A 26,008-nucleotide genomic window follows, 5' to 3' on the forward strand; every position below is an offset into this window, starting at 1 on the left:
ATAATTATGGAGAAGCTAAAGGAAGATTACATAAGCATTGATACCCGTTTGGAATACATGGAAGCCATAGCCGTTAAATATGTTCCAGACATAGATATAGACCCAGCCACAGGAGAAAGATACGTCTGTGGCACTACTGCCTTACCCCTATTCATAAGGAGATACAATCAGAATGAACTATATGGCAACTGCACATACGAAGATTATATAGCCAATGAGGACATACAGAATACATTGAAAGGTTTGGGAGTTGATATAGATAAGTTCTGGTTTCTACTTCTGTTCATCTTTGACTATACTTGTGGAACGTGCTTGGATGGAATGAAAGCTACAGGCATTGGAATAGAACAGCTCACCAAATTCGCCAAAGCCATAGCTGACAACCATAAGGAGATTAACCAATTTGGAGTAATTTTTAAAAAGCCTATTACTGTCTCTGTAAAGATTGAAGGCAAGCATCAGATAGTAATTGATAATGCCAATGCCATAGGATATTTGGCTACTACCATTGCCAACAACTTAAAAGAGATAGAAGAACATCCTTGGATGCAGAGCCAACAAGTCAGCATAAGCACCCATGCAGAAGAAAAGGAATCCGTTCAGATATGGCTGTTCTATAAGATGTTCAATGACTTCTTTAATTTAGAGCCATATAACAAGCAGTTTAATGTCAGACAGAAGAAAGGAAGCACCATATCACTTAGTAAGACATTGCTCATATCAAGGCTTATCTACTTCACCAAGCTATCCAAACATAGTAAATTCTCAGAGGATGAAGATGTTCTAAAAGGTTACATCAAGCAATATAAAGACAAGAGAATTGATACTGCGAACAGCATATACTTCTAATAAACTTCTGATAATTAATACAGTCCTGCTCCGTACCATTAAGAGGGTACATAAGAGCAGGACTTTTTTTCTCTCTTTTAATCCTGCCATTATATCCCATCTTTGCATCGTCAAAACGATAGCGGACGAGCTGACAATTAAGAGGGGAAGTAAAACCACTCATTAATTTCTCTCTTTTAATCAGCCCAGAAGCAAGTAGTTTTGCAGCGTAATCAGATAACCAAGTGTACATAGGTTTGAGGGTTGCACTGAATGAATAACAACAACTTAAAAGATTAGAATTATGAGCGAATTAGTAAACGTAAAAGCAGAGAAAGTTAATAATGAAATTGAATCTTTAAATCAGAATGAAATCATGGAAGAAGTAAAAAAGACATCAGTAGGAGTCAAGATGCAAGCAGTAGAAGAAGCCCGTCAGAATTTGATGAAAGCTAAGAACGTGCTTGAAGCCAACAAGGATGCAGAAGCCAATATTAAGAAATCTGCACAAGTTAATGTTGGTAAAGCTGAATCTGCATACCTTGAAGCACTTAAAAAAGTGGAGCTTCCAACCACTAAAATAGAAGTTTGGAATGAAGTTACCAATACAGCCGAACAGGTAATCTTCACTAAAGAACAAAAGGAAATCATCATCGCTACATCTGTTTATAGCATGGCAGTAAGCAAGGTAAACCTTGAATGTGGCAAGGATTTGATAACCAATGAACATTTTGATAAAGTTCCTCTCTACATTACAGAAGCCGCCCTGTTTTACAATGCAGACATTGAGCTGAAAGACCTCAACGGAAACAACGTACCTAAAGGTACTCCTAATGTTTATGTTCCTGTTGATAAAGCAAACGGATATTGGCAATGGTCAAGCTACCATGAATACAATCTCAATGCTATCGTCAAGGATGATGCAGAACTGACCATAGAGAATGTGAGAATTAAAAAGTTTGATTCTTTACAGGAGTTTGGCAAGTACAGAGGAGTGAACAATGTGTTAAGTCGTGGCTTTAACGGATTGGAGAAAGCTGGCAACGCAGCATTAGCCACACAGCAGGAGTTCTTTAACAGAGTGTTCCAAAAGGCATTGGAATTAAAAGCAAACATCAGCGTAATCACCAAATATTACAATTTTGGTAAGACACTAAGTTTGAAAATCTGGAACAGTGCCATGCAGGGAGTTTATGAAGCCAAACTTGAAGAATATGACCTGACAATAGGAAATACAATCATCAAGACTTTAAGCGACATGAAGATTTCTAAGGACACTATCAGACACCGCTACATGATTGATGCAATTACCCAGCTTGCCAACTACGCACCGAATGGAGAAGACAAGAAGATTGGATTGGATGAAACTCTAAACACCATAAAGACATTGAATGAGGGCAGCATTAGAATTATTAATGAAGTGAAGTCTGACCATGTGAACACCATTTATTCTGAAATGCTAACCCAATATCTAAAGAATCATGGAGTGATTAAAGAAGAACAGGCTGCATAAGCCACTAACAGCAAAGCCCATGTGACAGGTGGGCTTAATTCTTAACCAATTAAATAATAAAACAATGAATCCATATATCATACAATCCAGCTTATATCTAAGCACTATCTACGAAGCAATAATTGCTAAGCAAGAAATACTAAGAGCTAAAATGCAGCAATACAATGATGTCAAGCTCTACTTGTTCAGTTTCATTCTCCCAGAATATAGTTCTAATGAATATATTGCAAATAGCCTCAAACTTTATAATGAGAATGAACTGTTCCCCATTATTATAACTTCCATTACATATAAGGAAGTTGATAATCCAAGAATAGCTTTCAAGAATGAGAATGGAATTATACACTTAGTTCTATGTTTTGAACATGACAAGGAGGATTGACAAGAAGCAGGGAAATGTGAGAGGTTTCCCTGCCTTACTTAATACTTCTGAATTGTGGTCTTATCATTAGTTCCCCACCTGTGGAATTACTAACTTTACAGTACTACAAGCAGATAATCCCACCATACAGATTGACGGACTACAAACTATTCAGAATATCTAAAATGGAAGAATTTACCTATGAACAGATAAGGGTTAAGGCTCTTAAACAGGGAGTGAAAGATAACAAGGTTCATATTGGACTATGGGCTAATCTTAATAACTATCTAAAGACAAGGAGAAAGAAGAATGGAAAGGTTACTACCTATTATATCTCATTGCAGAAGTTGGCTTACTGACAAGATAAAAATTGAAGCAGAGAGATTCATATTGTTAAATCTTTGGGGTGTGCTTATTCACTTTTTACTGCGTGTCTAAACACCCCCTCTCTACACTCCTACGCTACATTCCAATAAGACCCATGCAATGTCCTTACGGACACCGCACAGGTAATCTGTAAGCTGGGAGTGACTAAAACTAATGATATGTGGATTTATAACAACAATTTTTATGACAAGCTGAGCGAACTTAGAAAATCCAACAGGTTAAGTTCCTCTAAAGTGAGATTCTTATTAAAGACCAACCAAATCATTTTAATCAAGCATATTGAGCGATTGCCTTATGAAGCTACCATTCAAGGAATATACAGTAATGAGCAACAATCTGATTCAAAAGTTAGGTTGTGCTGATGTTTACAGAACATACGTGTTACTATTGACAGCTGACAAATATACATTGACCACTGACACTACAATAGACCAACTTGCATCATTCGTTGGTGATAAACCTGCCAACTATAAAGGTGGTAAGAGTTCCAAATCATTTAATGACAAGTTAAGAGCCACAGGAGAAGTCAGCATACAGAATAAAGACAGTGGTAAGAAAGATAAAACTTGGACTGATTATATATTCTTTCCTGTCAGTTTTGGGCATTACAGAAGAATCAACAGAGAGTTTTACGATTCATACAACAATACGCTGGATTTAAAACTAAGAGGATTCATCCTTAAATTGTTCAGTGCAGCAGAACCACACAGCCATACTATTACCTTATCTGTAAGGAGAATGAAAGAACTAATCCACATGGGACATGGTACTATCTCCAACTATATAGAGCAACTAAGGGATATGGACTTATTGGATGAAGTTGGAGATACAATCATATTAAAAGCCAAAGGTCTTATTATAGACTTGCCCAAAGATAAATATGTAGAGGAAGTGAAAGCTGACTTTGAACACATGATAGCATTTAACGAGAGCAGAGGAAATCCCATTTCAAGGGAGTGCATGATTTATAAGAAGTACAAGGAGAATAACTTTGAGGAAGTTAAGGATATGCACGCTCTTATGAAATCATTATCAAGTGGATTGGTAGGCAGGAAGCAGGAGGTAAAAGACAAGGAGGAACTTCCAGATTTATACCTATGAATCAGCCTAAGCAACTATCAATAAGCGTACCATTGGCAGTGTTCCCAATTCTAAAGAGTTATGCACGAGACATCCCTACCCACATAAACACCCCCTCATAGCTCTTAAATAAAAAGAATGCTTTAGAAATGCAGTCTGATAGTTGGCAGGAATAAGCATTCTTATTAATCCAAGAACAGGCACGATGCACTATTGCCACTGCTTACCAATAATTTACTAATGCTCCTCATTTCCTTTGAAAGAATCTTTAGGGAAAGACATAGGACAGCCTAAGATGCAAGCGAAGAAATTCACTTGTGTTTTAGGTTCGTTCCTATTTAATCCATTCAATCAATAACCATTTAATTCAATTTCATTATGAGAGATTTAGTAATTATGCCAGCTATGGCACAGCGTAGAGAATCATTAAACATGGGTGAGTTTGCAGAAGAAGCAATCATTGTGGAAGAAGTTGCAGCACCCAAGAGAGTAAACCATTTCATTGAAGCCAATACGCAGGAAGTAACCTTGCAGCACTTACAACAAGACTGCATCATTCCAAGTTTTGCATCAATGGAAGAAACCATTAGTCACCAATCCTTTATAGGTGCAGTAGTGGATGCAGCAAAGGATTACTTTCATGGAGAACAGTTTGATATACCAGAGATTAGAATCTCACACCCTATCAATGGTAGAATACCAAGAGCATTAGGTAAGAAAGCATCTGAACTGACAGATGAAGAGAAGACTCTGTTCTATCAGAGAATGTGCTTCTGCTTTGAAATCCCATCCATTGTACATGATGAATACGGTAATCGTTTAGCGTTATCCATTGGTGGAGTGAGAGCATATAACGAGATTAACCTATACAGTAAGAAATCTGTTGAGAGATTTAAAATCTTCATAGGCTTTCGTAATCGTGTGTGCTCAAATTTAATGCTTACTACTGACGGTTTACAGGATAAGGTGGAAGTCCTAAGCGTACAGGAACTATATGCGGCAGCATTGAATCTGTTCCATGCTTACAACCCATCCAAAGACCTGCATCTGTTAAGGACACTTGGACAGATGTCAATCTCCACAAGCGAGTTCTGTCAGATAATAGGCAGGATGAGATTATATCAAGCTCTTACACCCAACCAACAGAAACGCTTACCTCGTCTATTGTTGGGAGACAGTCAAATTAATGCAGCTTGCAGAGCATTCGTTTCTGATGTGAACTTTAAGAGTACAGGGGACAGCATTACAGGCTGGCAGCTCTTAAACCTACTCAATGGTTCTGTAAAGTCAAGTTACATTGATAACTTCTTGGAGAGGAATCTTAACTGTACAGAGTTTGTACAAGGCATCCAACGTGCCAAATTAGGAGATAGTGAATACGCTTGGTTCTTGGGCTGAGTGGATTGTTGATTGAGAGAGGAAGGGACATCATTAAGTTGGTGTCCTTTCTTTATTTCTACCAACTTATTAAAACATTGTACATTATGGATATAGATTATACTGTGGGTGAAGTGGAACTGTCCTACAAACCCAAATTCAAAAGTCTGCATAAGGTAGCCAGTTCAGAGGATGCTTATAGATACTTGCTTCCTACCTATAAGGAGGGAACTATCTGTTACAAGGAATATTTTAAAGTCTTGTTCTTGAACCAAGCCAGCCAAGTTTTAGGCTACACTCTTATATCAGAAGGAGGAATAACAGACACAGCCGTTGATGTAAGAGTAATTCTACAAGCTGCATTGCTCACCAATTCAGTAGCCATTATCCTTGCACATAATCATCCAAGCGGTAATCTGAAACCAAGTAGGCAGGATATGGAGATTACTAAGCAGGTCAAGGATGCAGCCCAACTTATGAGGATTACAGTTTTAGACCACCTCATATTAACAGATGCAGGATATTACAGCTTCGCTGATGAGGGAGAATTATAATAAGGTAGAGGGCACTCAATTTCTAAGTTGGGTGTCCTTACTTACATAAGCTGAACGAACATTCAGCACTTGTAACCAACTATTAATAATTGTGAATTATGAAGACATACATAGCATATCTAAGGCAATCCACCATGAAACAACAAATATCGGGTCTTGGTGTGGAAGCACAACGGGAGATTATTCACAACCATGTGAAGAATAAACCCATACTTGCTGAATATATTGAAACGGAGAGTGGAAAGAAGTCTAACAGACCTCAACTCCTTGCAGCTTTGGCAATGTGCAGGAAAACCAACTCTATTCTGATTGTAGCCAAATTGGATAGGTTGTCAAGAAATGTAGCGTTTACTTCCAAACTGTTGGAGAGCGATGTTGAGATTGTGTTCTGTGACTTCCCCCAAGCCAACAGACTAATTCTGCATATCATCAGCAGCATAGCCGAATATGAAGCAGGGCTAATCAGTCAGAGAACCAAACAATCACTTCAAGCCAAAAAAGCAAGGGGTGTGCAGCTTGGTAAATCGGAAAACTTGATGAACAAATTTGAACAAGCCGTTCAACATAGTATCGTTACCAACAAGGCTAAAGCGGATAACAATCCAAATAACATGAGAGCAATAGCATTGTTACGGTCACTCACAATACAAGGCAAATCATTATCTGAAATGACTTGTCTGTTGAATGAGCAAGGTTTTGTTACATCTAAGGGATGCAAGTTTCAGATTACACAAGTCAAGAGGTTGCTTGTCAGAGCAGGGTTGATGTCGTGAAGTCACTTTGAAAGGCAGGACAAATTTAGAGCAAGGGCAGTCTTATATACCCCAATCTGAATTTGTCCTACCCCTAAATTCAGTCGGAGAAATTGACTTTAGCTTTATAAATTCATACAGGTAACAAATTCTAAAATTCAATTCTTATAAGGGGAATTGTCATTTTGATACCCACATGGATTTACAGAGTATGGATGCAATTCTGCTTAAATATCTTATTCAGACCATGTTTGAGGGCATAGAATTTACTATTAATCCACACTTCATGCCTATTAATTTAGAACCTTTCATTATCTTTGCATCAATTCCAATGAACTAATGAGATAGGGAGTTGGAAGGACATAGTTAACGAAAGGTGTTATTGAAATTATCTTCTACTGACAAATTCTCGCAAAATTTGAAATGGAGTGAAGATGATAGCAGTAGCACCCACACTTGGATATATACCTACCTCATAGTTGTGAGGTTTCTATATGCCCTTTGGTGTGGGTCGCTATTGTTTTATCTACTCCAAAGGCAATGCGAGAAGCCCGTCAGTAAGATAAAGCAAATAGTGTTCCCACATCTTTTTTATTTATGGCTTACCGTAGGGAACAGGTAGGCATATTAATTATTAATACAATGAAGAAGCTTGTTCTGATTGCAATTAGTAGCCTGGTATCCATTACTGCTCACTCGCAGTTTGTGACCTATGAGGCTGTGCCACGCCCTAATGTTTCAATACCCAAATCTAATTTTAACTTTGAGTTCAAACGACCTGCTACACCAAGTGTCAGTATAGTAAATAGTGATATTGTTACAACAGAGGCACTCTGTGTACAAACAGAAGGAGAAAGTTTTTCCATTGGTACTAAAGTGATTATAAGAACATTGTCTAATGGAGCAACAACATTGGGACTAATAGGCATCAAGCAAGGTCACAAGTGGAACAGTTTAGATGAAATTAGCCTTATATCTATATCCCAATCAATAGCACAAGCTAAGACCAAAGAAGAAAAAGACTTCTTATTAAACTTGTCAGACTTCTCATATCTGGCAGTTTTAGGAGAAAGCAGCTTATTACTATTTAAATAAATCCATCACAATGAAGAAGATATTATTATTGAGCATTATGCTTATTCTTTGTAGTACAATGCGTGCTACCGTTTATACCTTTGTTACCAGTGGAGGTACATTTAAAATTTACAAGGAATCAAATCTAATCTCTTTCAAGGATAGAACTTATAATATTGTGAAAGAGGGGAAAGATGATACTAACTATATGGTGTGCAAATCTGATAATACAATTAAGTTGATTAGATTTGATTTAGCCAACGATAACATTATAGAATATGATTACATCGAAACCTTTGAATGGAAAGATGTAGCACTCTATGATAAGGCTAAACTTGTTGCAGGTCTATACCGCAACATTGATACCTACATTCATAATAATAACCTTAAAGGAGACAAGGCTGTAATGTTTAGAAAATATGCAGGCATTATGATTGGGGGCATTCAAGATGGAACTATCACCATGAACAATAATGGCTCTTTTACAGATTCTACAGGAAAGTTATCAAGTGATGGCACATTTGATAAGACATGGACTGGTAAAAAGAAAAATACTCTGAATAATATTCTAAACCTCGTAGCAGACTACATCATTGATTATCTTCCACAGATGCCTATTCTTGATAGCTGTTGGCAACAGGTAGGTAAGCCTTATCTAATTCTTAAAGCTAATAAATCAGAATGAATTCCATTAACTTATCAAAAATGCTTATGAAGAGGTTTATATTCTTGATTTGTGTCACATTACTTCATTTAAACACAATATCAGCCCAGCAACAGAAAGAGATTGCAAGGTTTTATGTGACCCATGCAAGCCACAATGGAAATGATATAACAGAGTGGGCTGTTAATAGAAAGGTGTTTACAGTATTTTACACTATTAATGATGAGCCTTATATGGCTAATGTTTCAGATGTTGATGATGACCAGAGTTGGGGTAAAGTTTGGGGATTCAAGAATGAGACAAGAGAAGAAACCGCCAAAGATTATAAAGTTGACATATTCTATTTCAATTGGAATTATTCAAACAGTTATGATTCTAAGAAAGGTACTTGTAAAGTGCAATTCCTCAAAATTTATAAACCACAAGGCATCGTTTCAAAATTGAAATTAATTACAGAAGCTCTTGATGTAACTGAATACATAGGATACATGGAAGGCTCCATTGATTTTTCTAACTATTAAATTCGTCTTAATATGAGAACGTTAGTTTTAGGAATATTCACTATCAGCTGTTTATGGGCTTGCCAATCCAACCAGCATAAAGTAAAGTCAGATTCCATCATAGACAGCACTTTACAAGTCAATATTACTTCTATCTTAAAGAACAAGTTATCTGAACTTAATGCCTTATCTGGGCAAGCTATCGTTATGGAAGCGCAGACAGGGAATATAAAAGCTATGGTTGGACTTGAAAGGAAAGACAGTGCGGACTACCAATCTTGCGAGAACTTCTCCCAAGCATACGAATCAGCACTGATGCAACCTATATCCATATTGGCAGCATTGGAAACAGGTAAAGTCAAATTAGCTGATACGGTAGATGTAGGTGACGGCATTTATATTTGTAAGGGAGATACCATCAAAGACCATAATTGGCATAGGGGTGGATATGGCAAGATTACTATCAAGCAGGGATTAGCAAGCAGTTCTGATATTGCTGTTTATAAAGCAATGGAAACGGCTTTTAATGGTCACACCCAAGCATATTATGACCAATTAAAGGATATGGGCATTAATAACCTTGACACTCCTCTACAAATACTTACTACCTACAATTCCATAGCGAACAATAAGAACAACCAAGCCAATATTGACAGTCTGAAACAGGCATTGGAATATGTGGTAACTGATGGCTTAGGACAACCTGCCAAGTCTGATAAGGTACAAATTGCAGGTGAAACAGGAACAGTACAGCTTGAAGATGGAAGCTATATTGTAGAGTTCTGTGGTTACTTCCCTGCCAATGCTCCCCAATATTCTATCATTGTTTCCATCCATAAAGAGGGGCTACCTGCAAGTGGTGGATTGATGGCAGGTGATGTGTTTAGACAGATAGTAAACCACATAAATTAACATGAAAGTAGATTTATACAAAGTGGGTAAGAGCCTATTGAAATACTATTTAATCTATCACATTGTCTTTGACTTGTACATATTGGGGCAATTTGCCTATTACTACTTTTCTGCAAGTCAATCAACATGGCATCATAGAATAATAGACAATCCTGGAATGTTGATAGATTTACTCATAACAGCACCAATATCTGCGATAAGTGAGATAATCAACATTACAATTCGACTATTATCAAGCAGCATTTGAGGAAACTCTTATGCTGTTTCTTTTTTATAGAATGTTCCACAACACCCCATTCGCAAGAATATAACAACCAAAGCATTGCTATTAAAAGAGGAATGATTACCTTTGTCTTAAACTCATAATCAAACAAATTATGGAATACATCAACGAATTTCACAAAGAATGGATAGAACGCACTCGTCAATCAATAGCCTCTTGGAGCAAGCGACCTGCATCGCCAGAAGAAGTAAGGAAGCAGCAGGAGAAACTGAATCAACAGAGGGCTATAAGAGAAGACAAACAGAAGAACTGATAAAGTTTGCCAATGACAATGGTCTATGGATTGACTTATCACACCTCAATATTACTTATATGGATAGAGGTGGTGAGAATGAAGTGTTCCATGATGGTAATGTGTCTGTTGTAAAATTAAATAACTTTGAGTACGCAGGGGATGATTTAGAGAACTTCTTCATCCGCATTGCTGCACATAACAAGTTCTTTGGCAATGTGCCTTATCAAATGATAGGCTTCGCTTATAACAGTCAGCAAGAATTTTGCGCAGTTCTCGTACAACCTTATATATTAGCTGAACGAGAAGCTACGGAAGACGAGATAGCTGCTTATATGCAAGCATTAGGCTTTGAAATGGACTATTACGACGAATATCATAATTCGGATTATGAAGTGTTTGATGCAGTTCCCAATAATGTACTTTATGGCATAGACAGAGATTTATACTTCATTGACACGCAGATTAGATTACGGTCTTAACTCCATTAGGAGTACTCTCATCTAAAGGGTAACGCACAGGCATTTGCCCATGATGCAGCCCTTTTTGATAATTCGTTCTTTTATTTACTAACAAGGAGTTTACCCATTGCTATTATAGCATTGATTAACAACAGATTGCAAAGACTTACAGGGATGCAGTGTCGCTGCTTCTTACGGTATGACAGACACTATGGGTCGTATGCACTCAGACGCTCAATTCGCTGGTTCTTCATCAGTTCCTGCTCACGTGGAAATGATGGGCTTCCTGGGTATCGGTAACAACCCGATGGTAGGATGTACAGTGGCTTGTGCCGTTGACGTGGCTACTGCTTTGAGCAAGTAATATAATACATTACTAATATATAAATCCCTGTAACTGTAATGGTTATGGGGATTTTTATTTTAGTTATACTGCAATGCTTATCCCCTATCTAATACTCATTTCCTTTTGTTATTCTTCTTATAATTAGCTGTGATTAGATAATGGAATTGAAGCAAATTATAGCTTAAATGGAGCTTGAATCTCTAAGGGTAAACGTGGCTGATTATCCTTAAAAGTAGGCTAAATTGAAGCGCTATTTGCGACCATATTGCGACCATTTTACCAAATCTTGACAAGTGGTCGCAAAATCAGCTATATTATTCTAATATACAGATAGATATATCAAATTTAAAGGACTTCCCTAATGTCTAATTTTAAATGATTAAACATTAGTGTCCCATTAAAATTGGGACGAATTAAAAATTAAACAAACTTGGCCCATTTGGTCCGAATCGTTCTTTGTCATTTTGAAATTTAGTTTTATTAAAGAGGTCTCTCAGATAAGTCTTATCAGTCAATGAGATGCTCAGTATTTGTAACACTTCATATGTACTTCTGTCCAGTTGCATATCGTGTTGAATGATTGCCACCAAACAGTAAGCGCATATAGCAGCATATATCTGTATTCGAACAGCATTCTCTGTAGTTCCCCAAAATCTTTTGATTTTAAGGTGCTGCTTGAGCCATTTGAAAAACAGCTCTACCTGCCAGCGATTTTTATAAAGTTCAGCAACTTGAAGCGCAGATATATGCATCGCATTGGTTATGAATATAAATTCTCGTTCTTGTTCTTCATCCCAATATTTAACCAGCCTAAGTGGCTCTGGGTAATATTGTTTAGGATAGAATCCTGTCAGAAGTACACTCGCGTCTGAAAGCACATTCTTAGGCAGCCTACGTTTCCATTGGATGGATTTGTACCCGAGATTCTTTTTGCTCTGACAACAAAGTAGGCTTCAATTTGATGAATTTTATACAGCATTTTGAAGTTGCTATAACCGCGGTCAAAGATGTAATAAGAGCTTGGTTCATAAGGAATTTCAATCATGACTTTAGAATCGTGTACGGATGCTTCCGTGATATGAAAGAATGCAGGAATCTGTGTTTCCACATCATATAATGTATGCACTTTAATACCACCTTTCTTTTTGCGGAATTTTGCCCACCAAAAGACTGAAAGGCACAGGTCAATAGTTGTCGAATCGAAAGCATAAACGTTACCGCCAAGTTTGAAAATATGATTAGCACACTTTTGTCGTGCTTCGCTAACTAGGTAGTAAGCATATTCTTCAAAGATGTGATAGTCTCTATCTTGATTTGCTCTTGCCAGCGATGACTTTGATACATTTTTACCCATTCCTAAATGATAACATTTGGAATGATGAGCTTCAAGAGCAACTCATTACTGTCCCATTAAAATCTAAAAGAGTTCTTTGAAATATTTGAAATTTAGTTAGTTACAGCTATTCTCCGAGCGAACGGACTTGAATTTGTAGCTTTGCATCAGATTAATCCGATGGCATATGTTCCAAGACAAATACGTTTTCGCTCAATTGGCTTCATTTCTGAATCGAAGTAAGTTTAACCGCATAGTCACCAAGTATGATGGCGATAAATATGTGAAGCACTTCACCTGCTGGAATCAACTACTTGCTTTGATATTTGGCCAACTTTCTAATCGTGAAAGTCTGCGAGATTTGATAGTTGCTCTCATGAGTGTACTATTAAAATGGGAACGTTATTAAAAATCGAATAAGCTTGGCTCATTCAAGTCTAATCAACCGTTCTTTGTCATATTGAAATTTAGTTTTGATGAAGAGGATTCTGAGGAGAGTTTTGCCTATCAAATGATATACTCGGAATTTGCAAAACTTAAAGAATATTTCTGTCGAGTTGCATGTTTTTTGGGACAATAGCAACTACAAGTGACAACATAGGCAGATTTATATTCTTATGGTATTTTCAGTAGTTCCCCCAAAAAACTTAATTCTGAGGGGTGCAACTAGTTGAAGAAAAGTTCTTTCCAACGGTTCTTGTAAAGTTCAGCTGGTTGTAGAGAAAATATGTGCGTCTAGTTGGCTAAAAACAAATTCGCGTTTTTGTTCTTGATCTCGGTTCCAACTAAACGGAGAGGCAATATATAGTACCAACCCATATAAAGCATTGTTGCTATGATAGTTATATCCAAATACATTATTAGTTAATCTCCGTTCCCATCTGACAAGTCTACATGATTTTTTTACCCTGGCAACGAAGAAAACTCCTATTTGACGAATCTTATATAACATATTGAAGTTTCTTTAATATCTGTACTTTGCGACAGCAATAGCTGAGTAATGGCTTTCATGATGGGAAAGTGGGTACAACATGTCTACTGAAAATATTACTGAATCCAATCCATTGATTAAATTACCAGCCATACATTTGCATATGTCGAAAAAAATGCAAATTAAATAATTATACCTTTATAATTTATTAAATATCAACAGTATATATATAAGAGCCTTTTAAGACCTTGATTTCGCCAATGGGTTAAGCTATTTTACTTTTCAATTTTGATGGAAGGTTAATTAAACCAAGTAAAAGAAATAATAGATGAATATTATAAATCTTTATCTGAAAGAACTTACCGGCTTCGAATTGAAATATAATAATGAAGGTAAAAAAATTCCCTACTTGAATATTTCATGTATTATAATATGGGAAACTCCCCGATGAGCATAGCTGACAAGATTCTGCTCAGAAAAAGAGCATTGATTGAGACGGTCAATGACGAATTGAAGAACATTGCACAGATAGACACTTCAGACATCGTTCTTTCTGTAATTTTATTGCCAATTCATTGTTAACTATCGTAGCATACTGCTTTTTTGAGAAGCAACCCGCTATTGATGTAAAATTCATCAATAACAAGCAACTCACTATTTTCTAATTTTATTTCACGTTAATTTAGCTAAAAAATCGACAGACCTAACTTTTTTGGTTATCTTTGTGTCAGGTATAGTTCAAACTTTAACAATATCGTAAACTAAAATGGACACAGGTTCCATAAATGTAGATAGGGTAAAAGTTGCTGTATATAATCGAATTAAATTTGAACTTCCAATAATTATTAGGGAAGCAATTGACACGGCTTTCGGCAATTACTGGAATGATGTTATAGGTTTTGGCAATTATGTAAGTTTTGAAGAAACTGTAAATTATATAGACCATCAATTTAAAAAAAGAAGATTATGTTTTCGTATGGTAAGTTGGAACATATTGTCAACATTATATATGACTATATTGAAATGGCTGGTGGCTTTTTGGACGAAGGCACATTTTCCATTCCACGTGCACCACTACCCGATGAATATTTATAACTAAAATAATATGTTGAATAAGGCTTTAGATATTGCTTACAAGGCTCATTGGGGTCAGACAGACAAAGCTGGCACTCCTTACAAACTTCACCCTACAAGGGTGGCATTACATTGCCAAACAGAAGATGAAAAGATTGTGGCATTGTTACACGATGTGGTAGAAGATACCTCTATGACATTGGAAGAATTAAAAGCACAAGGGTTTAGTAATGAAGTGTTGGCTGCTTTAAAGTGTCTGACCCAAATAGAAGATGAGGACTACCAAACATTCATCCAACGTGTAGCAACCAATCCACTTGCCGTAAAAGTCAAAATACAAGATTTGAAAGACAATATGGATTTGTCCCGTTTGGATGGTAAGCCACATTGGAAAATGGAAACATATAAAAAAGCATTGGACTACCTCGAACAGTGCTCAAATAAGAAAGTTCTATATGTAGACATGGATAATGTGTTGGTAAACTTCCAATCTGGCATAGACGCTTTAAGTGAGAAGCTAAAAAAACAATACGCGGGGTGCTATGATAGAGTCCCTAATATATTTTCCAAAATGCAACCCAATGAAGGGGCAATAGATGCTATAAATTGTTTAAAGAACAAATATGACATTTACATATTATCAACAGCTCCATGGGACAACCCAAGTGCATGGTCTGATAAATTGGAATGGGTAAAACGTTATTTGGGTGAAGTATGCTATAAGCGTTTAATCTTGTCGCATCATAAAAACTTAAATGCAGGTGATTACTTAATAGATGATAGGAAGAAGAATGGTGCTGCTAATTTTAAAGGCAAGCTTATATTATTCGGTTCTGAACAGTTTCCAAATTGGAAGTCTGTAGCAAAGTATTTATTGTAACAAAAAATAAGAGCCTTAAGATAACTGAACATTTCCCACATGGTTTCTATTCTATTCATCCAAGCCTTCCGAATAATGGTGTATAATGGCTATGGTTACATCTCTTATCAATAGTGTTCACTGCATTCCGGAAGACTTTTATTTTTTGTAGAGTGAGAAAGAAAGCCTGACCCGAGTATAAAGCTTATGAAACGCTATCTTCACAGACAATGAGGCTCTTCAAGCTGTCTTCAATCTAATTACCTTACAATATCTGTAAAGATAAGGCAACCGAATGAGATAAGCAAATACTCATCCGACCATCACTGGCAGAACGGGCGTGAAATACTACTCAAACACATTGTATCCATATATTGAGATGAAAAACTGATGGATATGTACAATACATAAGGGCGGTCAGTTAATATGAAACAGTTTATTTCACGGAGAAACACCAACCCAGACCGCCCTTTGATACAAATTCTAAAACTATGCCTAAAGTTTCCCACCCCAATAAAGAGGGGTGGGAAGTAACAGTAATTCAAATTTTCTTCGCAAATTAGAGGTATCCAATCAACTGATTTAGGCTCAGTAGATTTTTAGGGATACGCATATAGTTTAGCAATGCGGAAAAGGAAGAACCTTTTGTCAGCTATGCCTCTTAGGTTTGCTCTGAATAGTTTAATTTTAGCATTGAAAGAGTCTGCCATTGCATTTGAAGAGCGATGGTTGTAGAAATTCATAGTGTTCATAAAAAGTAGCAGCAATGACGTTAAAGGAATGTATCCCTGCTTCTTCCACTTTACTATACCACCCTGCCATAGCTAGACGTGCAGCATCCTTTATGGTATTCTTTGAGAATACCATTCTCAAGGAATGGCACAAACCATACGCCTTTTTAATGTCAGGGTATTCTTCGAATAGTATTGCCGCCCTTTGTTTCTGCCTCTCTGTCCATTTATCAGCTGATTTGAAAAGTAAATACCGCGAGCGTATAAGCAATTCCCTACGAGTATCACCATTGGAATATTGGTATGGGACATAATCTTCGTTCTTCTGTTTAGCTTCCTCCATTTCCTCATTGACCTGCTGTATGGCATCCCAACGGTATTTGATGCGTAATTCCTGCACGGCATCATAAGCTAATTTCTGAATGTGAAAACGGTCTATAACACGGCTGGATTTAGGAAATGCAGTCCGTACAATCTTGCGCATGAAGTCTGAAAGGTCAAGTGTCACTTCTTTAACGGCATAACGACTTTCTTCGTCAATTCGCTGAAGCAAAGCTATTACATCCTCTGATTTGGTACCTGCCACAACTGCTACAAGAGAACACTCCCTTGTACAGGCATCGCGATTTGTCACAAAGGTGTAAAGTTCACCGTTTGAGAGCGATGTTTCGTCAATTGCCAGACGCGGTCCCATATTCTCAGGAAACAGCATCTATTCATCGGCATGAGATAACTGTTCCCAATTACGATATCCGCTGAGGGCCTCCTTGTACTGTTTTTCGAATGTATGACCATCTATATGATAGAATTCCTCAAGCGTACGGCAGGTCACTGGGGATGTCTCCATACGTTTCTTTTAAAAAAGCCCCAAATTCTTTGGAGTATCTGGTTCCCTTGGCCACAACGCCGAGGTAGATGGGAATGCTGAAACTTTTACCTGTGCGCAAGTCCGTCCAACGCCGACATCTGATCTTGAGGATTACCTTATGGTCCCGCATAGGAAAGTCCGTCACATTCACAGCTTCCATAAAACCTTTGGACTCAAAATGTACGTCATTGCTTAACTTGGGATTCATCTTTTCATCCAGACTGATATGAATCTCTTGAGAGGTTTGTTCGACTCCAGAGATGAAAAAGTAATCTAATATCTGAGCCGGCAACACGAGGCTGGCTAGCATGTTCAAATAATCGTTTTTCATAATGCGAAGTAAGCAATACTTCATGAGTATAAAAAATAATCCCCACTAAAAATCTACTGAGCCCTGATTTACAATGGGAAATAAGAATACTGTTATAGATGCAGAAATAGCTAATTTGAACGAACTTACCAAGGCTTTGTTTTATCCGTTAAAAGACAAGCCCAAGAACAACTTTTAGTCATCATGCAGGCGTGGAGCATCGGTAAAATCGTTCGTAATCTCAAGTTTGAAAAGGTTCAAGGCTATACTTTGACTTCCCTCTTCATCACGTTCGTCATCGTGCGCTTGTGAGGAAAAACGATTGCCAGTGCAACCTCCAATCATTTTCAGGGACTTTGCACTGTTTCCAAGAACATGTTATACCGCACGCTATTGAACGCTCGCATCGACTGGCGGATATTCCTTACCAAAATCACCCTGCGCTTCCATACCATCTTTCAGGAGCATCAGGTAGATACTGACGAAAATGACACTTGTGCCATCCTTGATGATACGGCCTTTCAAAAGAGCGGTGTCCGAATCGAAGCTGTCAGCAAGGTGTTCGGCCATGTCACCCACAGTTTCATTTATGGAATAAAATGCCTAACGCTCGCCCTCTCTGACGGAAAAAGCTGCTATCCCATAGACTTTTCCCTTCATCGGGAAAAAGGGAAGAATAAGAATTCCGGTTTGACTCTAAAGCAGCGGAAGGAGCAGTTCAAGGAAAAGCGGAACATAAAAAATCCGGACTATGCACGCAAGGTGGAATGTAATGAGAGCAAGCTCGAAATGGCCAAGCGAATGCTTCGTCATTCAGTTAAACATGGCATTAACTCCAAGTATGTGCTTGCTGACAGTTGGTTTACATGCGAATCGTACATTCATACTGTACGTGAGTTATGTGGCGGCGCGATACACTATATCGGTTTAGCCACGATGAATCCTAAGTTGCGTTATCAGACAAATAAGTCCAAACGTCCCCAGAACATCCATGAATTGATTTAAGGTATGAACGCACTGCTTTCTGCTATTGCAGAAAGTACAAGTGCAAATACATTCAGCTTCATGTAAAGATGGACGAAGAACCCGTACGCATCTTCATCATCAAATACGGACGAAGCACCCATCGGAAAGTGCTACTCACAACAGACACCTCCATGCACTCCGTCAGGGCCTTTGAACTGTATGAAAGACGTTGGGGCATAGAGGTCATATTCAAGGAATGCCGTGGATATTTAGGTATTTGAAAAAATAGAATTTATGGAGAAAATTTCAATGGCTTTTGGTTCTACAATACCGAGGTTATTCAATTACCATCCAAAGAAAATATAAACGAACCCCATGCCAATATCTACCCTTCCTGGCCGTGCGAAATGATTCAACCCGAACAAAGATCTGAGCAAAAACCGAAACCTTGAGAAAAAGAAGCAATTCCCTTACCACACCACATAACAGCCAAACGGGACACATACCACAAAGGTACATGTCCCGTTTTTAATTGTAACAATTGTAACGTAACGGCTGGTAGCGGCAAAGAAACTGATCAGAAATAAACCCCAAAAGGTGTGTCACAATGACAACATAACACACCTTTTATTGATTAATACATCTGATTATTTTTCTGTATAGCGTCGTATGATAGCTCCGCCCATTGGTTGGATGGGTCTGTTATCCCACAGATCACCGAAGACATTCATTGAGTGAACTGTTCCATTATAAGAAGAACGAGTTTGAAGTTGCGGCTTCTCTCCATTTTTTATCCACGTCAAAGCAATGTAGCCTAACTGGTCTTCCATCGTACCAAATTCACCCGGGTAAATGGCAGAATCATCAATTTCAACATCGGGAACAAATCCTGATGCATAATCTCCAAAACCTTTAGCATTTTTAATGTAGAAGCTGACAGGGTATAGATAAAAGTCATAGTTATAGAAACTACGTACCACACCTTCCATACCTACATTCTTTCCATTCGTTCTTTGACCGATAAGATTAACTTCTAAACCTAATCCACGGAGACCATTGATTACCATTTCACTGGCAGAAGCCGTTGTCTGACTAGTCAAAACATAGACAGTTTTTAGTCCCACAGCATGTTGAAGTGCTATTTCCAACGGTTCATAAACGCGTTCTACAGTTTCCTTGACACCAATTTTATAATCTCCTCCTTCCCCTGCATTGGTACGGTCTTCGTTAAATTGAGTATGTGCATATACCTGACCTTTATAATCAGCACCGACAATTAGGGTACCCATCATAGCACTAGAAAGCACATCACCACCATTATTATAACGTAAGTCAAGGATTAAATCAGTGACATGCTGCTGGCGGAAATATTCAAAGGCGGCCATCAAATCTTCATCAAAGTTTATATTGAATCCCATATAGAGTAAATAACCTACTTTTTTACCGGTACCTTCCATTTCTACTACCTTATGCTGATAGATAGCCGGATCTATAAAGGTTGCTGAGCCCAACTGCAAAGTGCCTTTCGGCATGAGTATGGGCGTAGACCCATTGTCCTCCCATTTTACACGATTCACAGTAACGCTCACATTACCATTATATATAAGTTCTCCCAACGCTTTATAATTAGCATCAGTAACAGCTGTACCGTCTACTTCAGTAATAAAGTCTCCGCGTACTAAACCTATCTGATCTGCCGGAGTACCTGGAGTAACCGCCATAACGGCATATCCGATAAAGTCTGCACCAAGACGAGTGGCTTGGAGCAAATATACACCTGAACCATATTGCTCTTGGCCTACTACCCGGGTGGTAGGAGCATCGCTTTTTAAGGTAGAATAATAATACATACGTTTTTTACCTTCCCAAAAACCATCATCGTGGTTGATCTCATCTTGGTCAGATACCCCGTCTAATATACTTTGGAAGAATTGATCGTAGTTGATACTGTAGTCTAAGAACAGATTATCAATCGGACGATTCCACAAATAATTCTGCTTCATATAAGCGGCTACCCATTCATTAACAGTACGGTACTTTCCATCACCTTGTTCTATGGAGCCCTCTTTTTGTTTGACGTTAAATGAAACAGAATTAGCAAAACCTGATACTTGAAGGGTTATGGTCGCTACACGGGCTGCCGTTTCTTCGTTTTTTTCTATAGTTAATCGCAGTAAAGATTCTCCCGCTACACCCGACGGAGTCTTCACAACGCACCATTCAGCAGAACTACTGGCTGTCCATTCAGCCTCTGCCATAAATTCAAAATCTATAGTTTCCCCTTCTATAATGGCTTCATTTTCATTTTCCCATAAAGCCTCTGAGACTCCTGTGCCTTGAATCAATTCATCATCGTCACTGCATGATGTCATAGTAAAAGTTAGCATGAGCATAACTATCAGCACCCTGTTAAATATCTTTTTCATGACTAATCTATTTTTAGTTATTTATATCTTTGTTCTACGGCCATTCTACGTTTATCTGCCATAGAAATATTATCTAATGTCAATACAACGTGCTGCGGCACCATAATGTGATCTACAGTTTTTGTGGTAGGCATTACAGCTCCTTGATTAGTATCACGTGTTAAGATGATTTCATCTGAGGCTGCAAAAGTCATATCACCCCACCATTGGCTTGAACCTGCCAGAACACCAGGATAATATTCAAACGAATTATCAACAGCTTTCTTGATAGTTATGGTAAGGTCATCGCTTACTTCTATCGGAAAACTTAGGGTCATATCAGTGAATTGATCACTGTTAGGACGTTTAGCAAATCCATGAAAATATATTTCGTGCCCGTTGAACTTTGCCATAGCATAATCCAGTTCACCATTTACAGGAGCACTTGTTGAAATGGCATTGCCTTTATTAAATTCGATAAACCATTTGGGACCATAATTGGCATCAGCTTCGTCTTGAGATGATGCCCATCCGTTGGCTAACAAAGTTTCCGGAGAGGCATACTCTACACCACTCGGAGCAAATCCTAATACAACCAGACGATTCTTATCATGATATGCCTTTTCGGTAGTTTCGTTTACCCCTGTGGCTATAACAACAGGGAAGGTTACATTCTGGCCCGTAACATCTTTAGTAGTAGCAGTATATTTCCCAGGAAGTTTAGCCCGGACTCCATTACCATCATACTGAGGCAATGTGGCTGTTGTAAAGTCGTGTACTACAGAAACACCTACGCCTTCTTCATTGGCGGCATAGATGCCAAATTCATATTCGGTATTTTGCGACAAATTGTCACTGCTTTCGAGCAGTAAACCTTCTGCTGTCATAGCTGCCGCTACTTGTTCTGGCGTCAACGATGAACCATTATTGGCTATGACATCGCCAGCAGTCAAAGATTCATTACCCGGACGGCTAAGTACTTCATTAATAGATCCTCTCGGGAAGATTCCAGCTACCATGGAAACGGTATGAGTAGTCTTGATGCGGAAAGCAGCCTTGTTCCAGGGTGTTTCTACCGATTCCGGCGTTGCGCTCAGTTCCGGCAGCGGACCTATAGGCTCACCGGTTCTAAAATCATACAGCAGTAATTTTTCACGGTTGTCTTTATCAAATCCTACAATTCCTACCTGATAATCAGTATTCGGCTTTAATCCCTTTGCATTGACCACGATGGATCCTATGCCTTCGTTGCTTGTTTCACTCCAAGGTCCTATAATCATACGGCGTACAGAAGCTTCGCCTTCAAATGACATATAGTCAAATTCGGCTTTTGTATTTACATGATATCGGAAACGTTCGATACCAGCTTCTGGTATAATATTAATATCTGCTGTCATAGAAGTTATGTTCTTGACCATGACTTCTATGTTGTAAGGAGCCTTCCCCGCTTTTTTTGTTTTAAAGACCAGAGTCTTTACAGCCTTTTCATCAACCGTTCCTTCTTCGTTGAGTTCACCGGCAATCACGATAAACTCCATATCTGAATAAATATCTTGGCGGAATCCCGAAGCATCAAGAAATGTAGTATCAAATAAGTAAGTTTTATCTTCAGTGGCTTCTGTCCCAAAAGCATTAACGTAGGAAGTGGGAGTACCACCTACTAAGTTGATGATATAATCAAAATCTGATTTAGAAAGACAGACATGTTTGTATTTAGCAGCACCTTCTGGCTTCATGATATGATAGGAAAATGAAGTGGTTCCTACGCTTTCCAACGAAATCATGCCACTATATGGTTTATGGGTATCTATGGGCTGAGAAAGAATTTCACTATAAACGAAAGGATTAATGGTTCTGACAGCTGCATAAAGCATATAGTTAGAGTCGCCTGTTAAATCAGTAAGAGTAATTTTGGCCGTTTGGGAATCCTTTTCAAATATACCTGCTGTGCCCTCTTTGAAGAGCGTCTTTGCATCTGCTATTTTTTCTGCATCAGGTAATATTACATAGGCATAATCCGTTGCATCGCTTGACGAAATGGAAAAGGATGCGGTAGTTCTGGTTACATCACTGACCTCGAGATTTATTGAGGGAGGGATTGAAGTAACTACTTTACTTTCGTCATCGTCACTGCATCCCAGTAAACCCATCAAGGACATAAGTACAAATCCGACCATGCCCCCAAAATAATAAGATGTGCGCATAATTAAAAAAATCTATTAAAAACATAAAAAAAACAATATCATTACAACGGATAATAAATGATAAATCGGCACGGCACCGGCTGTTCTTCTTTCAACCAGCCTGTGACAGATATTCAGTATAATTTCTGTAGCACTCATATTTTAGTAATTCAATAATGCAAAGATATATAATTTTAGACAATAAAAGCAAAAGAAGGTGGGAAAGTTGTCAACTATGTCTGAAAATTAGGATATTCAGACGAGACATACAAATGATATCCTCAAAAATCATACAAAAAACTCCCATCCTATCATCACTGACCAGACGAGAGATTGGATTTATTATTGGGGATATGTTATCATGGCTAAACAAAGGTAAGGGATATGTCAGGCTTCCGGTTATGCTGGCGTGATAAAAACAGCCTGCTATGGGATACCCTCCACAAAATCCTTCAGCCAATATAACCGGATGATGACTAAATTGTATAAAGGGTTGGGATAATATAAGTTCCCAATTATATACTTTAATGCACTAATAACACAAAATAAAAACCGCACCCAAATTCAAACTTAGATGCGGTTTTTATTTATCTATATTCAACTTATACTATCTTATATCACAATTTCATTATATAAACCAAAGTATAGTTACAGTATCATTACCGCCAGTATCACCAACATTAAATGTACTTCCACCGCATATAAACTTTCCAATTAAATTAGTGACCCATCACATAATGCCCATCCATTTGGTATAGAACTACCTTTAAAGGCTATAATCATACCTGATACAAATCGGGCAAATACGTCTTCTATATCAGCTTTTGTAGGACATTCATTTGACGCCAAATCATTCCATGCCATATTATACCTCCTTTCTCAAAAACAATTCAACACTGTGGGTGGTTTTCGTCACTAAATTAAATGAGGGCAGAAATATTAGGGAACTTTCTTTATACATATAAATCTATATTTTAGTATTGATTTATAATATGTCACTACTGTCCACTAAAAATGGACAAGGTTAAAAATTAAATAAATTCGGTTCACTTGAATCATATTGGTCTTTGGCATTTTTGAAATTCGATTTGTCGAACAAGTCACTAAGATGTGTTTTGTCAGTTAGAGAGATTCCGAGAATTTGGAGAACTTCATAGGCGCTGCGTTCTAATTTCATATCGTGTTGTACTATTGCTACTAAGCAGTAAGTAATTATCTCACAATAGATTTGTATGAATACTGCGTTTTCTGATGTTTCCCAAAACTTCTTAATCCTCAGGTGTTGTTTTATCCATTTGAAGAATAGTTCAACACTCCATCTGTTTCGATAAAGCGATGATACTAACTCCGCAGATGCGTCAAGATTGTTCGTCAGGAAGATGTATCGTGTACCGTCTTCAGGATTCTCAATGATGAGTTTTCTAAGTTTCTCGGGGTAATCCTTAGAACTTTTATAAACCGTAAAGCATCCGATTACATTTACACAAAATATTTTATAGTGCCGACGCTCAGTTCGCTGGTTCTTCATCAGTTCCTGCTCACCTAGAAATGATAGGATTCCTCGGCATTGGTAACAACCCGATAGTAGGATGTACAGTGGCTTGTGCAGTTGACGTAGCTCAGGCTTTAAGTAGATAATCATCTGATACACAGATTACGACAAAGATCTCTCCTTAGGGAAGGCTCTTCTTGTTTTAACAGACTTCCACGCTATCCTTGCTCTACTCACCTATACCCATCATCCTTTAGCATCATCACCTTATCAATTGTGACGATGCCCTATATTATACTCTATAAATTGCCACATTATCGCTAATTCTGTGACATACTTGTGACGGGGTATCTATACCGTCACAACAAAGTAAAACATTCATAAGTCACTATTGTATCAACTCATATCAAAATCATATTAAACACCTCCTATCTTATATTATTAATGGCATGTAATGAAATTACTTCAATCATACAACTTTATTTACTTTACACCTCTACCTTCAAATTCAAGAACATTTAGTTTACATTAGTTTCCCTTCTGCAATATGGTTAACTTCGTATCAGATTAATTCAATTATCAATTATCAAACTGCTTGTTGTTCTTGAGGTTTCCAAATACGGCTTCCACATCCTGCAGTCGCTGATTGCGATATTTAAGGCCTTCCGGCGATATGAACTTTTCACGTTCTATTTCCTTGATTTTTCTCAGACGGTGATTCACCTGTACTATCCTTTCCGAGCGGCTTCTGTGACACCGGCATCTTAACGGGCAGCCCTTACAGTTAGATACCCTGTATCTTGGTCTACACAAAACCGTTGCCTGTTATCCACCTTGCATCGGAGAGTCTTTCCATTCTCTGTCCCATCGGACAATACATGCCGTCGGTTTCTTCATTATAATAAAAGTAACTTCAGAAACGGATTGTTTCTGAAGTTACTTTTCTGTTCTTTATGAAAATAATTGTACTTTACGAAGCATGCAATGCCATGTCTGAAAGCATACAGATAGTTCTCTTCACTTCCGTATCCGGCATCACAGACAGATACGTCAAGATATCTGCCATAAAGGGAGAGGATAGGTGGAAGTATCACCCACACACTGATGGAGAGTTATAGCCCAAAATGAACTGGTTATTGGTACTGATCTGGGAATTATATCCGGAGTTGAATTGTCCGTTCCTCATATGCTCCTCTTTCATGCGCATGAAAGTGGCGTCATTGTCTGTCTTTGAGTAGCTGTCACGTCCATCAAGTATTTTTCCCTATGATTCATATTTTTTGAATTGTTCAGGCCATGACTTCCTTAGACGTCTTACCTTTGCTTTCATTTTCCTGTCAGCATCCCCCGTTCAGGGTATCATCTATCTGCACGAGTGCCTTTTCCACTTTCTTCGGGGTGATATCCTGATATGTGACCGGAGCGGAATCACGCAGTTCCTGTTTGGTGACGGAGCCCCAGACGAACCCGAACTGGATCATTTTGGGGAATAAAATCGCCTAAATATGGAGGCAAAAGCAGATTATCGTTGG

23 protein-coding genes and 6 pseudogenes are annotated in these 26,008 nt (G+C 38.0%); 18 read left to right on the forward strand and 11 right to left on the reverse strand.

From position 1 onward, the window contains the following. Positions 1–6: 6 nt before the first annotated feature. The 12 genes and pseudogenes from JXR92_RS16070 to JXR92_RS16125 form a co-directional block, all read left to right on the forward strand. Positions 7–849, forward strand: a complete 843-nt coding sequence (locus JXR92_RS16070) for a hypothetical protein (RefSeq protein ID WP_138345619.1) — start codon at positions 7–9, stop codon at positions 847–849. A gap of 283 nt (positions 850–1,132) precedes the next feature. Then, the gene (locus JXR92_RS16075; RefSeq protein ID WP_138345622.1) at positions 1,133–2,341 is read left to right on the forward strand and encodes a hypothetical protein; all 1,209 of its coding nucleotides are present in this window, start codon (positions 1,133–1,135) and stop codon (positions 2,339–2,341) included. 1,042 nt (positions 2,342–3,383) lie between these two features. Further along, the gene (locus JXR92_RS16080) at positions 3,384–4,190 is read left to right on the forward strand and encodes a hypothetical protein (RefSeq protein WP_138345626.1); all 807 of its coding nucleotides are present in this window, start codon (positions 3,384–3,386) and stop codon (positions 4,188–4,190) included. A 357-nt stretch (positions 4,191–4,547) separates the two neighbouring features. Beyond that, positions 4,548–5,567: a DUF3871 family protein gene (locus tag JXR92_RS16085; RefSeq protein ID WP_171030434.1), complete on the forward strand. Its 1,020-nt coding sequence runs from the start codon at positions 4,548–4,550 to the stop codon at positions 5,565–5,567. An 86-nt stretch (positions 5,568–5,653) separates the two neighbouring features. Further along, a complete protein-coding gene (locus tag JXR92_RS16090) occupies positions 5,654–6,100 on the forward strand; it encodes a JAB domain-containing protein (protein ID WP_120137710.1) in 447 nt (148 codons plus the stop codon). 98 nt (positions 6,101–6,198) lie between these two features. Further along, complete coding sequence (locus JXR92_RS16095; RefSeq protein ID WP_138345628.1) at positions 6,199–6,873, forward strand: recombinase family protein; 675 nt, start codon at positions 6,199–6,201, stop codon at positions 6,871–6,873. Positions 6,874–7,494: 621 nt separating this feature from the next. Further along, positions 7,495–7,947, forward strand: coding sequence for a hypothetical protein (locus JXR92_RS16100; RefSeq protein WP_138345630.1), 453 nt, complete (start codon positions 7,495–7,497; stop codon positions 7,945–7,947). A 10-nt stretch (positions 7,948–7,957) separates the two neighbouring features. Continuing rightward, the gene (locus tag JXR92_RS16105; RefSeq protein WP_138345632.1) at positions 7,958–8,611 is read left to right on the forward strand and encodes a hypothetical protein; all 654 of its coding nucleotides are present in this window, start codon (positions 7,958–7,960) and stop codon (positions 8,609–8,611) included. Next, positions 8,608–9,111 carry a hypothetical protein gene (locus JXR92_RS16110; RefSeq protein ID WP_117711367.1) on the forward strand — a complete coding sequence of 168 codons (504 nt, stop codon included), beginning with the start codon at positions 8,608–8,610 and terminating at the stop codon, positions 9,109–9,111. The genes JXR92_RS16105 and JXR92_RS16110 overlap by 4 nt, the downstream gene beginning before the upstream one ends. 12 nt (positions 9,112–9,123) lie before the next feature. Beyond that, positions 9,124–10,002: a penicillin-binding transpeptidase domain-containing protein gene (locus JXR92_RS16115; protein ID WP_138345634.1), complete on the forward strand. Its 879-nt coding sequence runs from the start codon at positions 9,124–9,126 to the stop codon at positions 10,000–10,002. 406 nt (positions 10,003–10,408) lie between these two features. After that, positions 10,409–10,999, forward strand: coding sequence for a putative polyvalent protein kinase domain-containing protein (locus JXR92_RS16120; protein ID WP_120137694.1), 591 nt, complete (start codon positions 10,409–10,411; stop codon positions 10,997–10,999). Between the two features lie 166 nt (positions 11,000–11,165). Then, a pseudogene (locus JXR92_RS16125) lies at positions 11,166–11,342 on the forward strand (GGGtGRT protein); the annotation flags it as partial. Between the two features lie 395 nt (positions 11,343–11,737). On the opposite strand, the gene JXR92_RS17590 reads toward JXR92_RS16125, so the two are convergent. Both JXR92_RS17590 and JXR92_RS17595 read right to left on the reverse strand, forming a co-directional pair. Next, positions 11,738–12,202, reverse strand: a complete 465-nt coding sequence (locus JXR92_RS17590) for a transposase (RefSeq protein ID WP_250646929.1) — start codon at positions 12,200–12,202, stop codon at positions 11,738–11,740. Beyond that, positions 12,175–12,678 (reverse strand): IS4 family transposase, encoded by a 504-nt coding sequence (locus JXR92_RS17595; RefSeq protein ID WP_206897514.1) that lies wholly within the window; start codon positions 12,676–12,678, stop codon positions 12,175–12,177. The genes JXR92_RS17590 and JXR92_RS17595 overlap by 28 nt, the downstream gene beginning before the upstream one ends. A 166-nt stretch (positions 12,679–12,844) precedes the next feature. On the opposite strand from JXR92_RS17595, the pseudogene JXR92_RS16135 reads away from it, so the two are divergent. The 3 genes and pseudogenes from JXR92_RS16135 to JXR92_RS16145 form a co-directional block, all read left to right on the forward strand. Next, positions 12,845–13,033, forward strand: a pseudogene (locus JXR92_RS16135) (DUF4372 domain-containing protein); the annotation flags it as partial. Between the two features lie 984 nt (positions 13,034–14,017). Next, a pseudogene (locus tag JXR92_RS16140) lies at positions 14,018–14,253 on the forward strand (transposase); the annotation flags it as partial. A gap of 440 nt (positions 14,254–14,693) precedes the next feature. Continuing rightward, positions 14,694–15,542: a 5' nucleotidase, NT5C type gene (locus JXR92_RS16145; RefSeq protein ID WP_131225363.1), complete on the forward strand. Its 849-nt coding sequence runs from the start codon at positions 14,694–14,696 to the stop codon at positions 15,540–15,542. A gap of 578 nt (positions 15,543–16,120) precedes the next feature. Here JXR92_RS16145 and JXR92_RS16150 read toward each other — a convergent pair. From JXR92_RS16150 to JXR92_RS16160, 3 genes and pseudogenes are all read right to left on the reverse strand, one after another. Next, positions 16,121–17,099 (reverse strand): annotated as a pseudogene (locus tag JXR92_RS16150) (ISAon1 family transposase). Beyond that, positions 17,065–17,451, reverse strand: a complete 387-nt coding sequence (locus JXR92_RS16155; RefSeq protein ID WP_117601685.1) for an ISAon1 family transposase N-terminal region protein — start codon at positions 17,449–17,451, stop codon at positions 17,065–17,067. Before JXR92_RS16155 ends, JXR92_RS16150 begins: the two are co-directional and overlap by 35 nt. Before the next feature lie 174 nt (positions 17,452–17,625). After that, positions 17,626–17,775, reverse strand: coding sequence for a hypothetical protein (locus JXR92_RS16160; protein WP_165491353.1), 150 nt, complete (start codon positions 17,773–17,775; stop codon positions 17,626–17,628). 30 nt (positions 17,776–17,805) lie between these two features. Here JXR92_RS16160 and JXR92_RS16165 point away from each other — a divergent pair, with 30 nt between their 5' ends. Both JXR92_RS16165 and JXR92_RS16170 read left to right on the forward strand, forming a co-directional pair. Beyond that, a complete protein-coding gene (locus tag JXR92_RS16165; RefSeq protein ID WP_117601684.1) occupies positions 17,806–18,435 on the forward strand; it encodes a transposase in 630 nt (209 codons plus the stop codon). Between the two features lie 68 nt (positions 18,436–18,503). Continuing rightward, positions 18,504–18,677: a hypothetical protein gene (locus JXR92_RS16170; RefSeq protein ID WP_165491354.1), complete on the forward strand. Its 174-nt coding sequence runs from the start codon at positions 18,504–18,506 to the stop codon at positions 18,675–18,677. 366 nt (positions 18,678–19,043) lie between these two features. On the opposite strand, the gene JXR92_RS16175 is transcribed toward JXR92_RS16170, so the two are convergent. The 4 genes and pseudogenes from JXR92_RS16175 to JXR92_RS16190 all read right to left on the reverse strand — a co-directional run. Then, positions 19,044–20,822: a S41 family peptidase gene (locus tag JXR92_RS16175; RefSeq protein WP_117601683.1), complete on the reverse strand. Its 1,779-nt coding sequence runs from the start codon at positions 20,820–20,822 to the stop codon at positions 19,044–19,046. A gap of 17 nt (positions 20,823–20,839) precedes the next feature. Then, a complete protein-coding gene (locus JXR92_RS16180) occupies positions 20,840–23,005 on the reverse strand; it encodes a hypothetical protein (protein WP_117601682.1) in 2,166 nt (721 codons plus the stop codon). Positions 23,006–23,698: 693 nt separating this feature from the next. Further along, on the reverse strand, positions 23,699–23,848 hold the full coding sequence (locus JXR92_RS17600) for a phage tail protein (protein WP_117601680.1): 150 nt from the start codon (positions 23,846–23,848) through the stop codon (positions 23,699–23,701). A 160-nt stretch (positions 23,849–24,008) separates the two neighbouring features. Continuing rightward, positions 24,009–24,464: pseudogene (locus JXR92_RS16190) on the reverse strand (transposase); the annotation flags it as partial. A 20-nt stretch (positions 24,465–24,484) separates the two neighbouring features. Here JXR92_RS16190 and JXR92_RS16195 point away from each other — a divergent pair. Continuing rightward, a pseudogene (locus tag JXR92_RS16195) lies at positions 24,485–24,622 on the forward strand (GGGtGRT protein); the annotation flags it as partial. A 433-nt stretch (positions 24,623–25,055) separates the two neighbouring features. On the opposite strand, the gene JXR92_RS16200 reads toward JXR92_RS16195, so the two are convergent. Together JXR92_RS16200 and JXR92_RS16205 are read right to left on the reverse strand one after the other, a co-directional pair. Next, positions 25,056–25,289, reverse strand: a complete 234-nt coding sequence (locus tag JXR92_RS16200; RefSeq protein WP_226791203.1) for a transposase — start codon at positions 25,287–25,289, stop codon at positions 25,056–25,058. A gap of 524 nt (positions 25,290–25,813) precedes the next feature. After that, entirely contained in the window at positions 25,814–25,957 is a 144-nt protein-coding gene (locus tag JXR92_RS16205) for a hypothetical protein (RefSeq protein WP_226791205.1), read from the reverse strand. Between the last annotated feature and the right edge of the window lie 51 nt (positions 25,958–26,008).

The sequence above is a fragment of the Bacteroides parvus genome (assembly GCF_017309675.2).
In the GTDB taxonomy this organism is placed as follows: Bacteria; Bacteroidota; Bacteroidia; order Bacteroidales; family Bacteroidaceae; genus Bacteroides; species Bacteroides uniformis.